Source organism: Microbacterium shaanxiense (genome assembly GCF_054779995.1).
This window is the reverse complement of the sequence record NZ_BAAGXE010000007.1, coordinates 36,142-48,703: the sequence shown is the minus strand read 5'-3', so window position 1 is coordinate 48,703 and position 12,562 is coordinate 36,142. Positions and strand designations below refer to the sequence as shown.

Genomic DNA, 12,562 nt, shown 5'->3' with positions numbered 1-12,562 from the left:
GTGTTTCCACGATACGAAGTTCGAATTCCATCCCTTGAACTAGAATGGACAGCATGGCAATCGTGACGGTGCGATACTTCGCCGCCGCCTCCGAGGCAGCCGGTCGCGAGCAGGAAGACCTGGATCTCGGTGGGGCGACGACCCTCGGCGGGCTGCGCGAGGTGCTCGAGCGCACCTATGGCGAACCGATGTCGCGCGTGCTCCGCTCGGGCTCTTTCCTCGTCGACGGAGTCGTGCGTCGCGACCCTGCGCACGCGATCGGTGCGAAGGTCGACATCCTGCCGCCCTTCGCCGGAGGATGATCGGATCATGACCTCGAGCCCCGCCGCCCCGGCCGACCACGCCGCAGCCGTATCCGCACTGCTCGCACCCGTGCTCACACGATTGACAGACGATGCGAACGCCGAGCTGGTCGCACTGACGCCTGGTGCTGCGTCAGGGCGGGTGCTGTCCGCTGACGTGCACAGCCTGATCCAGGTGCCGCCGTTCACGAACTCGCAGATGGACGGCTACGCCGTGCTCGCCTCTGATCTGGCCTCCGCGTCGGAATCCGCGCCGGCGCGGCTCGGCATCGGCGTGACCAGCGCCGCGGGCGACGCCGTGCACGAGCACGCTCCAGGGACGGCATCGCCGGTGATGACCGGTGCGCCGATCCCGTCGGGGGCGGATGCCGTCGTGCCGATCGAGCTCGCCGACCCGCCACGTTTCGTCGGACTCGGCGGTGGGGACGAGAGCGCGGCGGGAACGACCGTCGGCTTCCAGGCGCCGGTCGAGGTCGGTGCGTTCGTCCGCAGCGCCGGCGCCGATCTCGCGGTCGGAGCGACCATCCTTCCCGCCGGAGCACGGTTGGGTCCGGCGCAGCTGGGCTCACTGGCCTCCGCCGGGGTCACCGAGGTTCGGGTGCGCCCGCGACCGGTCGTGCTGCTGCTCTCCACCGGGCACGAGCTGCGTGCGCCCGGCGACGAGCTGACCCCCGGACAGATCTACGATGCCAACACCGCGTCGCTCACCGCGGCCCTCGAGCAGTGCGGGGCGACCGTCCGCACCGCTTTCGCGCCGGACGACGCCCCTGCCGTGCTGGACGCGATCTCGCAGCATCCGGATGCCGACGTGGTGGTGACCACCGGCGGAGTCAGCGCCGGCGCATTCGAGGTGGTGCGCGATGCTCTCGAACCGGCCGGCGTGCGATTCGGGAAGGTCGCGATGCAGCCGGGTGGCCCGCAGGGACTCGGCGAGGCACGAGTGCGGATCGGCGAGCACGACCGCACGGTGCCGGTGATCGCCTTCCCCGGAAACCCCGTGTCCGCACTGCTGTCGTTCGAGATGTTCCTGCGGCCCGTCCTGCGTGCCGCGTCCGGCCTCGATCCGGCCCGTCCGGTGCAGCGTGCACTGCTGGCCGATGCTCTCCGGTCTCCGCGGGACAAGCACCAGATCCGTCGCGGACGGCTGCGGGCGGACGGTAGCGTCGAGGTGGGAGCTCCCGGTTCGCACCTGCTGCACGATTACGCGCGGGCGACGGTCCTGGTGCACGTTCCGATCGGCGTCGACGCACTCCCTGCGGGCGCCGAGGTCGAGGTATGGAGAATCGATGAGTGACCTGACGCACCTGCGTTCCGACGGCTCCGCCCACATGGTCGACGTCACCGACAAAGCGGTCACGCGGCGCGAAGCGCGCGCGCAGGCCGTACTCGTGACGACGGAAGAGGTCGTGGCGAAGATCGCCGACGGCTCCCTGCCCAAGGGTGAGGCGCTGGGAACGGCGCGGCTGGCGGGCATCATGGGGGCCAAGCAGACGTCGAACCTGATCCCGCTGTGCCATCCGCTTCCACTCACCAAGCTCTCGGTCGACCTCGAACCGCAGGGCGACCGCGTGCGGATCGTCGCGACCGCTGTGACGAACGGCGTCACCGGCGTCGAGATGGAGGCGCTGACAGCCGCGAACATCGCCGCGCTGACGCTCTACGACATGATCAAGGCCGTCGACAACCGCGCCGTGATCACCGATGTGCTGGTCCTCGCGAAGTCGGGCGGCAAGAGCGGCGACTGGTCGCGCGAATGACCAGGCGCGCCGCGGTTCTCGTCGCGTCGACCCGCGCGGCGGCGGGGACGTACGAGGACCGCACCGGACCGGTGATCGCCGACTGGCTGCGCGCCCGCGGCTTCGATTCCGCCGATCCCGTCATCGTGGCGGATACTGCGATCGCCGATGCTCTCGCAGAACTGCTGGCACAGCATCCGGATGTGATCCTCACCACCGGCGGGACCGGCGTGTCGCCCGATGATCGCACGCCGGAGGCGACCAGGGCGCTGCTGGACATGGAGCTGCCGGGGATCGCCGAGGAGGTGCGCCGGCGCGGTGCGGAGGTCACACCGACGGCCATCCTCAGCCGCGCCACCGCCGGCGTCGCCGGTGGCACGCTCGTGATGAATCTGCCCGGTTCCACGGGAGGCGTGCGCGACGGCCTCGCCGTGCTCGGCCAGGTTCTCGACCATCTGCTCGACCAGATCGCCGGCGGAGATCACCCGGCGCACTGATCTGCGCGACGCGCGATATCCGCTCCTCCGAAAGGATGAGCAGGTCAGGGATGACCGTGACCGATGTCATGCCGATTCAGGACTGTTGTGCACTTCTTCGCGCGGCGAGCCGCTTGTAACGTCGGTCGGACGGACGCGGAACGGAGATGACGAATGGTGCGCAGAGCCAAGCCGGGGGATGACCATCCTCTGCAGCGCTACCGCTGGTGGCAGATGTTCTCGCGGTCGCTGTTCCATCTGCGTCTCGACGGCGTCGCCGGCGCGCCGGAAGTCTGGTCAGTCGACGTTCGCCATGGTGGCGACTCCAATGGAGAGGTATGGGCCCAGCTCTATCTCGACGGACGCAACCAAGCGCGCTCCAGACTTCCCGCGGCGTTCCGCATCCCCGGAGGCACTATCGAAGTGGCCACGAGCAGCTACGGGCTCAAGCGCTGTCACTACGTCACCGACGACGGGACAGCCCGGATGCTCGTTCCCGATCCCGCATCCGCTGAGGGGCGCCGCGCACGCCTGGATCAGACGCGTCCGACGCTGAGCCGCGGGATCGGAGTCGTGTCGGTGGTGGTGCTCGTCATCGCGCTCGTGCTCGGCGTGCCGCAGATCATCGAGGACATCACCCGGATTCCTCCCATCGCCGATGCCATCGGAACGTTCGACAGCCCGATCCACCTTCCGGCGTTGGCGAACATCTCACTGGTCGTCGGTGGGCTCGTGGCGAGCACCGAGCGGGCACTGCGCATGCGGTACAACTGGATCCTCGACGGCGGCCTGTTCGAAGGTGATGATTGAACCCTGACCGCGATCACCAACGGATGCGCAGGAACTGTGCGCGCAGCTTCTCACCCCGCTCGGGATTCAGGCTCTCGACCCACGAGATACGACCCAACAGATGGGCGCGGAAGTCATCGAGACCGCGGTGATTCTGCGTATGCGGCCCGTGCACGACGCAATTGTGGATCGTCGCCTTGAGTCGGTCGTAGTCGGCTCGTGAAACGTTGAGATGCTGGTTGACGACGATTCCGGTCACGCTCTGCCTGACGCCCTGGCGCCTGACCCTCGTCTTGTGGGCGTTGGCCGTGTGCCCCTCGTCTTCGATGATCCGCCGCACGCCGCGGATGAAAGCGTCCGGGCGTCGCGCGAGTGCGCCGTCGCCGCTGAACGCGAGGTCATCGGCGTAGCGCGTGTACGTCGCGCCGACGGCATCCGCCCAGCCCGTCAGTCGCGAGTCGAGACGCCGGATGGCGAGGTTCGCCAGCATCGGCGAGGAGGGTGCGCCCTGCGGCAGATGGCTCGTCGCCAGAGCTCGGCGCAGGGCGAACCGCTCGTCGGGGGATCCGCCGGGCGGCATGGCCGCGAGCACGCGCGAGGGGACGGCGTTGGTGCACAGGCCGGTGATGACGTGCGCGACGGCCTCGGCGTAACCCGCTTGCCGAAGCGTTCCGTAGATGCGACCGGCCGTCACGCGAGCGAAGAAGGTCGTGAGATCGAGCGAGATGACGATGTCGGATGCGGCGTGGAGGGCTGCACCGGTGCGCGCGCTGCGACCGGGTATGAAGCCGTGGGCGGCGTCGTTCGCGGGGATGAGCGCCAGCACACGGGTCAGAAGCCTTCGCTGGGCGCGGCGGATCCGGTCTTCGGGGATCTCCAGCAGGCGCGGGATGCGTCCCGGTCGAGTGCGCCACTCGTAGCGGTAGTGGTGCAGCGGCCCAGGACGAGCGCGGCGGTTCCAGTGCTTGGTGTCGGCGAGCCACTGCAGCCGGCCGATGTCGAGGTCGAGCACGGATGCGAGATCCGGGATGCTGTCGATGCGGGGCAGGCCGCCTGCAGGCGGACGCGATGCCGTTGGGCCGACCACGTGGTGGTGGATGCGCAGCGGCGCGCGGCGTTCGTCGGCCTTGCGCATCGCTTCTGCGAGATCGGGAGAGCGGAGGATCACCGACGTCAGCAGACGCGGTGCATCGACAGGCGGGCGGACGAAGGCGCTCAGCACATCGCCCACGAGCGGTGAGAGCCAACGACGCCGCGCTCCCATGACATGAGCGCCGGCATCGATGAGCGGCTTCTTCGCCCAGACCTCTGACGCGAGGAACGCATCGGCCAGAGCCGCGGCGACGGCGGAGGGCTGCTCGCGCGGAGTACGGGCGAGCACGCGCGCCGCGGTCGTTGCCACCATCAGGAGATGACCGTCGGCGTGCGATGGCCTGCGTACGACTCGTCCATCAGTGCGGGCACCGGTCTGCGCGAAGCGCAGTGAGGCGCCTGCGGCGTTCGTTCCAGGTCAGACTGCGTACCCCGGGGTGACCCCGGAGAGAGCGGAACACATCGTGAACCACTCGCCTCGTCCGCAAGCCATCGCACGGCGCCACGATAGCAAGGAACACCGACGTCCGGCCGGCATCGACCGCATCCTCGCCCGCTCGGACGGTTAGCATTCAGGAATGACGAACGCTGACAAGATCGACGACGTGCCCATCGGGGGCGAGGTCATCCGCCTCGGACAGTTCCTCAAGTTCTCGGGCCTGCTCGACTCGGGCGGCAACGCCAAGGAGGTCATCATCGACGGCTACGTGAGCGTCAACGGCGAGGAGGAGCGTCGGCGCGGACGGCAGCTGCACGACGGCGATCTCGTCACATTCGAGGGACGGACCGTCCGCGTCCGTCCGTGAACTCCACCTCGCGAAACGGTCACTCGGCGGGCCTCTGCCAGAGCACCAGATAGCGCCACATCGCCAGCCGAGTCCAGCTGCTTCCCTGGAGCACCCTGGCCGCACTGCGCTTCACGTCGGCATACGTGTGGGGAGGCGGCCACACTGTCGGCGCCGTGTGCTCCCAGATGCCGTGTCGACGCATGTGTCCGGCCTGCGCGACGAGGCCGGCGAGATCGTAGAGGAAATCGATCGGCTCAGACGACTTCGCCAGCCCCACCACGGCCAGCACCCCGCCCGGCGCGGTGAGCTCAGCCAAGCGGGCGAGTGTCTTGTCGAGGTCTGGCAGATGATGAACCGTGGCCACTGAGGCGACCACATCGAACGACGCGGTCGGAAACGGATGGCTCATCACATCGCCCTGGATCCAGCGCACGCCCGGATCCTCGGCGCGCGCAGATTCCAGCGCTGCGGCGTCGACGTCGATTCCGGTCACGTCGGATATGCGCGCACGCAGATCGGCGGCGAGCAGGCCGTTCCCGGTACCGACATCCAGAGCAGTTCGCGCCCCCGACGGCACCGCGTCGAGGATGCGGCGGTGATAGTGGATGTTGTTGTTCCAACGCACCGACCCCTCGCCTGTCATCCGTCCACTCTTGCATGCGGTCGGGCGTCACACCGTCAGCGGTTCCAGTGCCGCAGCTTCTCAGGGTTGCAGACGACCCAGATGCTCGACAGCATCCCTGACCGCGTCTCGGCGGTGATCACGCCGGCGACCGCACCGTCTCGAGTGAGGATGACGCCCGGCTCGCCGTTGATCGACGCCACGGTGACTGACGTCTCCGGTGTCACCAGCGCGAACAGTGCGGATGCCGCGGCCACACGGCCGTCCAGGATCGTCGATGCGCCCGGCAGGAGGCCGCCGCTGTCGATGGTGAGCAGAACCTCTCGGCGCACACCAGCGCGCACGCCTTCGCCGTCGCCAGACGTCATCGATCTCGCGAGCGCGCTCATGGTTGCCTCGTCCGGGGCACCACTGCGGCTCCGGCGCCTCCACGCCGGGGGCTGCCTTCCGTTCATGCCCCGACCGGGGTCACGTGCTGGAGCTTGGGCGGGCTCATCACCCAGAGGAGCTGATGGATGCCGTCGCGCGAGGCGTCCATCGTCACCATGGTGGTGACGACTCCGTCTTCGATGAGCGTCGCCGCAGGCTGACCGTTCACCTGCACCCATCCGATCGTCTTGCCCGTCCAGAAATGATGCGCGAACGCGGCGACGAACTTCGCGACCCTGCTGCGCCCGATCATCGGGATGCGGGCCGCGAGCTTGACCCCGTTGCCGTCGGTGTAGCTCACGACGTCGGCGGCGAAGAGACTCTCGAGCGCGTGGGCGTCACCCTTCTGCGCGGCGGTGAGGAACGCCTCCAGCAGGCGGCGCTGGGCGGACGGCTCCACCGTCGCTCGTCGACTCGATTCGAGGTGCGCGCGCGCTCTGCTGACCAGCTGCCTGGCACTGACGACGCTCACCGAGATCACCTCGGCGATGCGCGGGTACGGGTAGTCGAACGCCTCCCGCAGGATGTATGCGGCGCGCTCGGTCGGAGTCAGCTTCTCGAGTGTCAGCAGGATGGCGAACTGCAGCGCCTCGGCCCGCTCCGCTCCCAGGGCAGGGTCGTCGTCGGTGTTCACCGGCTCGGGCAGCCAGGGGCCGATGTACGTCTCGCGCCTGGCGTGCGCGGACTGCAGCACGTTGATCGAGAGCCTCGTCGTGATCGTCGCCAGGAACGCGGCGGGCTCGAGGATGTCCGCACGATCGGCGTTCTGCCATCTGATCCAGGTCTCCTGGACGATGTCCTCCGCATCGGCCACGGTGCCCAGCATCCGGTAGGCGATCCCGAACAGGCGTCGTCGATGCGCGGTGAAGACCTCCGTCGCGTCGTCGAGTTCTCCGACGTCGTCATCCTTCGACTGCACCCGTCCGCCTCCTGTCTCTCATGATCCACCCGCGCAATGCCTCGCGACAGCTACGACAGCGCAGCGCCGTGATCTGTGACAGATCTGTCACACCGCGAGGGGCTGCGCTGTCTATGGGTCAAGGGCACCTGTCCTTGACCCATAGACACTCGGAGGAGCGACATGAGAATCACAGTCATCGGCGGAACCGGCCTGATCGGCACCAGGCTGGTGCGAATCCTGCGATCGACCGGCCATGACGTCGTCGTCGCGGCGCGCTCGACGGGCGTCAACTCGTACACCGGCGAAGGGCTGGCGGATGCCTTGGCTGGAGCCGACGTGCTGATCGACGTCTCCAACTCGTCGTACACCGACGAAGAAGCCGCACGAGAGTTCTTCTACACCTCGACCATGAACCTGCTCAGTTACGGCGAGGCGGCTGGAGTCGGCCACCACGTCGCGCTGTCAGTGGTCGGCACCGATCGCCTCGCCCGCGCCGAGGGCGGGTACTTCATCGCGAAAGAGCAGCAGGAGCGCCTTATCGCGACATCTCAGCGACCGTTCTCCCTGGTGCACGCGACGCAGTTCTTCGAGTTCATCCGCAACATCACCGACCACGCCGTGCGCAGCGGCGCTGTGCGCGTCGCGGACGTGCTCATCCAGCCCATGGCGGCCGACGACGTCGCAGCCGCCGTCGCGCAGACCGCCCTCGGCGAGCCGGTCTACGGCACCGTCGAGTTCGGAGGACCGGAGGTGTTCACGCTCGATGAGATCGCCGTGCAGGACCTGCGCTACCGCCAGGACGAACGCGAGGTCGTGCCCGATCCGCTCGGCACATACTTCGGCGCGCGCCTCGCCCGTCGTGATCTGCTGCCGGAGGCGACGGCCACGATCGCGCCGACTCGCTACCACGACTGGCGTGTTCAGTCCCCGAGCGCTGTCACATCTGAGGGTGCGCCCCTGTCATAGCTGGTGGATGCCGGTTCGGCACCTCCCCAATGGAAAGGCATGGAAATGGCAAAGATCGTCGTCATCGGAGGCACCGGCCTCATCGGCTCGAAGGTCGTCGCGAAGCTCACCGAGCACGGCCATGAGGCGGTGGCCGCGTCGCCCAACACCGGAGTCAACTCCCTCACCGGCGAGGGCCTCACCGAGGTGCTCACCGGCGCGAACACCGTCGTCGACGTGTCGAACTCGCCGTCCTTCGCTCCGGACGATGTGCTCGAGTTCTTCACGACGTCGACCCGCAACCTGCTCGAGGCCGAGGCGGCGGCAGGCGTCACCCACCACGTCGCGCTCACGATCGTCGGCACGAACCGACCGCAGAACATCCCTTACTTCGCCGCGAAGGTCGCGCAGGAGAAGCTCATCCGCGAGTCCGGCGTCGCCTACTCGCTGGTGCACGCCACGCAGTTCTTCGAGTTCGTCGGCAGCATCGCCGACATCTCGACCGAGGGCGACACGGTGCGGCTGCCCGGCGCGCTCATCCAGCCGATCGCAGCGGAGGATGTCGCCACCGCCGTGGCGCGCGCCGCAGCCGGGGATCCGCTCGGTGATGTCGAGATCGCGGGACCCGAGGCGTTCGGGATGGACGAGTTCGTGCGCCGCGGCCTGGCCTTCCGCGGCGACGCCCGCACCGTGGTCCGCGACAACGACGCACCGTACTACGGCGCGAAGATCGAGGAGCGCACCCTCGTCCCGGTCGACGACGCCCAGATCTTCGAGACGACCCTCGAGGAGTGGCTGCCGCTGAACCCGCCCCGCCAGTAGCGAGTTCAGTGCTCGTGCGCCTCGTTCTCCTCTTCCAGCAGCATCCCGACCGAGGTCGCGCACGCATCTCCGCGCCAGGCTTCCAAGCCCTCGCGCACGGCGAAGGCCGCGATGACGAGGCCCGCGATCGCATCCGCCCACCACCAGCCGAGGAGGCTGTTGAGCACGAGGCCGACGAGGACAGCGGCGGAGAGATAGGTGCACAGGAGAGTCTGCTTGGAGTCTGCGATCGCGGTCGCAGACCCGAGCTCCTTCCCGGCACGGCGCTCTGCGAAGGAGAGGAAGGGCATGATCACGACGCTGAGCGCAGTGATCGCGATCCCGACCGGAGAGGGCTCGACATCGACTCGCATCAGCAGAGCGAGCACCGAGTTGACCGTCACGTAGATCGCCAGCGCGAAGAACGCCACGGCGATCACTCTCAGCGTGCTCTTCTCCCATCGCTCAGGGTCGCGGCGGGTGAATTGCCAGGCGACCGCCGCCGCCGACAGCACTTCGATCGTCGAGTCCAGCCCGAACGCGATCAGAGCCGTCGAGGACGCGACCGACCCGGCAGTTATCGCGACGACCGCCTCTATGAGGTTGTAGACGATCGTGGCCGTGACGATCCAACGGATGCGGCGCTGCAGAATGTGCCGGCGGCTGTCGGCGGTGACGCTCGAGGACATCATGCGCACGTGCACCTCTCGCCGGTGCAGCATTCCGGTTCGACGTGGAGCACGACGCCGAGGAGTTCGTTGAGCGCGGGCGCCAGATGCGGGTCGGCGAGGCGATACGACGTGCGCCGCCCTTCTGGAACAGCCTCGACGAGGCCGCACCCGCGCAGGCACGCGAGCTGATTGGACATGACCTGCCGGGAGACTCCCAGCGCCTCGGCGAGATCGGACGGATACGCCGGAGCTTCGCGGAGCGCGAGGAGGACACTCGCGCGGGTCTGGTCGGACAGAGCGTGGCCGAGCCGTGCGAGCGCAGCGGTGTGCGTCACAGTGGCCGTCATCGTCATCATGTGGTCGACGATACAGGTTTTGCTGAATAATCACGTCCGGCACCCGCGCGTCATGTGACAGATTGGAGTCGATGAACTCGCTCCCCGATCCGCTCCCCGCACGGCCGGCCCGCACTCTCCTCGTCGGCTTCGGCAAGCTCGGTCGGCGCCTCGCGCCGCGACTGCTCGCCGACGGCGGAGAGGTCATCGCGCTGCGGCGCAGTGACGATCCGCTGCCCCAGGGCGTCGACGGCATCCGCGCAGATCTGGCGTCTCCCATCGAAGCGGATCTGCCAGCGGTCGATGCGATGGTCGTCACACTCCCGCCACCCGGTGGCGTCGACGGCTATCGCACGGCGCTGGGCCACCTCGCGGAGGCGCTTCCCCACGCCCCCGCTCGTACGGTCTTCGTCTCGTCGACCGGGGTCTTCGACGGCACGGCATCCGCGCACCCCATCACCGAGCGCGACGAGCCGGCGCCGGCAAGCGAACGCGCGCGCGGACTGCGCGACGGCGAGCGCGCAGCGATCGAGATGTTCGGTGCGGTGATCGTGCGACCGGCGGGGATCTACGGCCCCGGCCGGGGCTTCCTCCTTCGACAGGTGGATCAGCACGCGATCGTGAACCATCGGCGGCGCACGAACCGCATCCACGAGGTCGATCTCGTGCGCGCACTCGACCTGCTGCTGCGGATGCCGGACCCGCCGCCACTCGTGCATGCCGTGGATGCGGCATCCGCCCCGCTGGGTGAGGTCGTCGAGCACATCGCCCGCACGCTCGGCGTCGACCCACCGCCCGACGACTCGTCGGCCGGACCGACGGGATTCGTGCACGACGGGTCGCTGCTGCGATCGCTCCTCGGCCATCTGGAGTACCCGACGTACGTCGAGGGGTACTCCGCGATGATCGCGGAGTCCGCACGCCGCATCGCACGACCCGAGTAGTCGGGCGCGAGGTCACACCGTGGGTGCGGGCGGGCCGTCCGTACCGAGATGACGCTGGAGCGCAGCGGAGATGTCGTCGAGGTGCGCGAGCTGCTGCGGGGTGAGAGCGTCGATGAACAGCTCGCGCACCGCGCGCAGGTGCGGCACCGACCCGGCCCGGAACGACTCGCGGCCGGTGTCGGTGGCTGTGACATCCACTCCGTGCGGATCGTCGACGCACGGGACGCGCCTGATCAGGTGACGCTTCTCCATCCGGCCCAGATGATGCGAGAGCCGGCTGCGCTCCCATCCGATCAGAGCGGCCAGCTCCGCCGATCGGAGCGTGTACTGCGGCGCCTCCGTGAGCGCGAGAAGCACCTGGTAGTCGCCGCTCGACAGCGACGACTCGCTCAGCAGGCGACTGCCCAACCGCGTGCGCAGCACCTGCGCCGTCTCGATGTAGTCGCGCCAGATACGCAGTTGCTCCCGCGTCGGCATCGTGCGGTGGTGCTGAGTCATCTGGTCTCCTCGGAATAGACACGTCAATACCCATGTTGCAGCATTGACACGTCAATTCGGATGCTCCGGTGACGGGAAGGATGCTGATCATGGCGATTCGAATCGGTGACGTCGAGTTCGGGCTGAACTCGTTCGGCGACGTCGCCACTGACGGCGGACGAGTGATGTCGGATGCCGAATCGCTGCGGCTGCTCGTCGAGGAGGCCCAACTGGCCGAATCGGTCGGGCTCGACGTGTTCAGCATCGGCGAGCACTACCGCGAGGGAATGGTCGACGCCGCCACTCCCGTCATCCTCGCCGCCGCCGCGCAGGCGACATCGACCATACGGCTCGGCACCTCTGTCACCGTGCTCTCTACCCAGGATCCGGTGCGGCTCTATCAGCAGTTCGCCACCGTCGACGGCCTGTCAGGCGGTCGGGCGCATCTGGTACTCGGGCGCGCATCGGCGATCGAATCGTTCCCGCTTTTCGGCTACGACATCGCCGAGTACGAGCAGATCTTCGAGGAGAAGCTCGAGTTGTTCCTGCGTCTGATGCGCGAGGACCGGGTGACGTGGACCGGTCGGTACCGCGCGCCGCTGGAGAACGTACGTCTTCACCCCCGGATGCCCGATGGCGGGATCCCGACCTGGATCGGCATCGGTGGAAGCCCCGACTCGGTCGTGCGCGCAGCCAGGAACGGCCTGCCGCTGATGATGGCGATCATCGGCGGACGCCCCGAACGGTTCGCCGGGCACGCCGAGCTGTATCTTCGTGCGCTCTCGCAGTTCGGCCGGCCCGAGCTGCCCATCGGTCAGCACTCCCTCGGGTTCATCGCCGACACCGACGAGGACGCGAAGGACACGCACTGGAAGCACTGGCAGCCGGTCGTCACCGCGATGAGCGAGGAGCGCGGCTTCTACGCTCCCACCCACGAGCGGTACGAGACCGAGGTCGACACCGGTGCGCTGTTCGTCGGATCTCCGGAGACCGTGGCACAGAAGATCGCGGGCATCGTCCGTGCCAACCACCTGTCGCGCTTCGATCTGAAGTACGACGTGCTGCATCTGCCGCGCGACGCCCGAGAGCACAGCATCCGCCTGTTCGGTGAACGCGTCGCACCCCGGGTGCGCGAGTTGCTCGACGAGGACCCGGGCGAGTGGCATCTCACCGGCCGTGCACCCGCAGAGATCGTCAAGGGCGGCAAAGCCGCCCACGCATGAATCCACCAGAGCTGAGAACCACGAGAAGAAA

Annotated in this window: 17 protein-coding genes; 10 read left to right on the top strand and 7 right to left on the bottom strand. The window is 68.2% G+C overall.

All coding sequences use genetic code 11. From position 1 onward, the window contains the following. Positions 1–53 precede the first annotated feature (53 nt). From ACYVG2_RS18470 to ACYVG2_RS18450, 5 genes are all read left to right on the top strand, one after another. On the top strand, positions 54–302 hold the full coding sequence (locus ACYVG2_RS18470; RefSeq protein WP_448967205.1) for a MoaD/ThiS family protein: 249 nt from the start codon (positions 54–56) through the stop codon (positions 300–302). A gap of 7 nt (positions 303–309) precedes the next feature. After that, entirely contained in the window at positions 310–1,596 is a 1,287-nt protein-coding gene (locus ACYVG2_RS18465; protein ID WP_460782324.1) for a molybdopterin molybdotransferase MoeA, read from the top strand. Next, on the top strand, positions 1,589–2,059 hold the full coding sequence (gene moaC, locus ACYVG2_RS18460) for a cyclic pyranopterin monophosphate synthase MoaC (RefSeq protein WP_188435254.1): 471 nt from the start codon (positions 1,589–1,591) through the stop codon (positions 2,057–2,059). Before ACYVG2_RS18465 ends, moaC begins: the two co-directional genes overlap by 8 nt. Further along, positions 2,056–2,535 (top strand): MogA/MoaB family molybdenum cofactor biosynthesis protein, encoded by a 480-nt coding sequence (locus ACYVG2_RS18455; protein ID WP_460782323.1) that lies wholly within the window; start codon positions 2,056–2,058, stop codon positions 2,533–2,535. Before moaC ends, ACYVG2_RS18455 begins: the two co-directional genes overlap by 4 nt. Positions 2,536–2,688: 153 nt before the next feature. Next, on the top strand, positions 2,689–3,324 hold the full coding sequence (locus ACYVG2_RS18450; protein ID WP_460782322.1) for a hypothetical protein: 636 nt from the start codon (positions 2,689–2,691) through the stop codon (positions 3,322–3,324). Between the two features lie 13 nt (positions 3,325–3,337). On the opposite strand, the gene ACYVG2_RS18445 is transcribed toward ACYVG2_RS18450, so the two are convergent. Continuing rightward, complete coding sequence (locus ACYVG2_RS18445; RefSeq protein ID WP_460782321.1) at positions 3,338–4,708, bottom strand: reverse transcriptase family protein; 1,371 nt, start codon at positions 4,706–4,708, stop codon at positions 3,338–3,340. A 265-nt stretch (positions 4,709–4,973) separates the two neighbouring features. Between ACYVG2_RS18445 and ACYVG2_RS18440 the strand changes: the two genes are divergently transcribed. After that, positions 4,974–5,201, top strand: coding sequence for an RNA-binding S4 domain-containing protein (locus ACYVG2_RS18440; protein ID WP_448967199.1), 228 nt, complete (start codon positions 4,974–4,976; stop codon positions 5,199–5,201). A 19-nt stretch (positions 5,202–5,220) separates the two neighbouring features. Here ACYVG2_RS18440 and ACYVG2_RS18435 read toward each other — a convergent pair whose 3' ends face one another. The 3 genes from ACYVG2_RS18435 to ACYVG2_RS18425 form a co-directional block, all read right to left on the bottom strand. After that, positions 5,221–5,826, bottom strand: coding sequence for a class I SAM-dependent methyltransferase (locus ACYVG2_RS18435; protein WP_460782320.1), 606 nt, complete (start codon positions 5,824–5,826; stop codon positions 5,221–5,223). A gap of 35 nt (positions 5,827–5,861) precedes the next feature. Then, positions 5,862–6,194: a sigma-70 family RNA polymerase sigma factor family protein gene (locus tag ACYVG2_RS18430; protein ID WP_460782318.1), complete on the bottom strand. Its 333-nt coding sequence runs from the start codon at positions 6,192–6,194 to the stop codon at positions 5,862–5,864. A gap of 62 nt (positions 6,195–6,256) precedes the next feature. Then, positions 6,257–7,153, bottom strand: coding sequence for an RNA polymerase sigma-70 factor (locus ACYVG2_RS18425; protein WP_460782317.1), 897 nt, complete (start codon positions 7,151–7,153; stop codon positions 6,257–6,259). Positions 7,154–7,315: 162 nt separating this feature from the next. On the opposite strand from ACYVG2_RS18425, the gene ACYVG2_RS18420 reads away from it, so the two are divergent. Together ACYVG2_RS18420 and ACYVG2_RS18415 are read left to right on the top strand one after the other, a co-directional pair. Beyond that, positions 7,316–8,101 (top strand): SDR family oxidoreductase, encoded by a 786-nt coding sequence (locus ACYVG2_RS18420; RefSeq protein ID WP_460782316.1) that lies wholly within the window; start codon positions 7,316–7,318, stop codon positions 8,099–8,101. A gap of 45 nt (positions 8,102–8,146) precedes the next feature. Beyond that, entirely contained in the window at positions 8,147–8,902 is a 756-nt protein-coding gene (locus ACYVG2_RS18415) for an SDR family oxidoreductase (protein WP_460782315.1), read from the top strand. Positions 8,903–8,907: 5 nt separating this feature from the next. Here ACYVG2_RS18415 and ACYVG2_RS18410 read toward each other — a convergent pair whose 3' ends face one another. Both ACYVG2_RS18410 and ACYVG2_RS18405 read right to left on the bottom strand, forming a co-directional pair. Further along, complete coding sequence (locus tag ACYVG2_RS18410; RefSeq protein ID WP_460782314.1) at positions 8,908–9,573, bottom strand: cation diffusion facilitator family transporter; 666 nt, start codon at positions 9,571–9,573, stop codon at positions 8,908–8,910. Further along, the gene (locus ACYVG2_RS18405) at positions 9,570–9,908 is read right to left on the bottom strand and encodes an ArsR/SmtB family transcription factor (RefSeq protein ID WP_460782313.1); all 339 of its coding nucleotides are present in this window, start codon (positions 9,906–9,908) and stop codon (positions 9,570–9,572) included. The genes ACYVG2_RS18410 and ACYVG2_RS18405 overlap by 4 nt, the downstream gene beginning before the upstream one ends. A gap of 71 nt (positions 9,909–9,979) precedes the next feature. Between ACYVG2_RS18405 and ACYVG2_RS18400 the strand changes: the two genes are divergently transcribed. Next, on the top strand, positions 9,980–10,831 hold the full coding sequence (locus tag ACYVG2_RS18400; RefSeq protein ID WP_460782312.1) for a sugar nucleotide-binding protein: 852 nt from the start codon (positions 9,980–9,982) through the stop codon (positions 10,829–10,831). A 12-nt stretch (positions 10,832–10,843) separates the two neighbouring features. Here ACYVG2_RS18400 and ACYVG2_RS18395 read toward each other — a convergent pair whose 3' ends face one another. Further along, positions 10,844–11,329, bottom strand: a complete 486-nt coding sequence (locus tag ACYVG2_RS18395; RefSeq protein WP_460782310.1) for a MarR family winged helix-turn-helix transcriptional regulator — start codon at positions 11,327–11,329, stop codon at positions 10,844–10,846. 89 nt (positions 11,330–11,418) lie between these two features. Between ACYVG2_RS18395 and ACYVG2_RS18390 the strand changes: the two genes are divergently transcribed. Next, complete coding sequence (locus ACYVG2_RS18390; protein WP_460782309.1) at positions 11,419–12,531, top strand: LLM class flavin-dependent oxidoreductase; 1,113 nt, start codon at positions 11,419–11,421, stop codon at positions 12,529–12,531. Positions 12,532–12,562 lie beyond the last annotated feature (31 nt).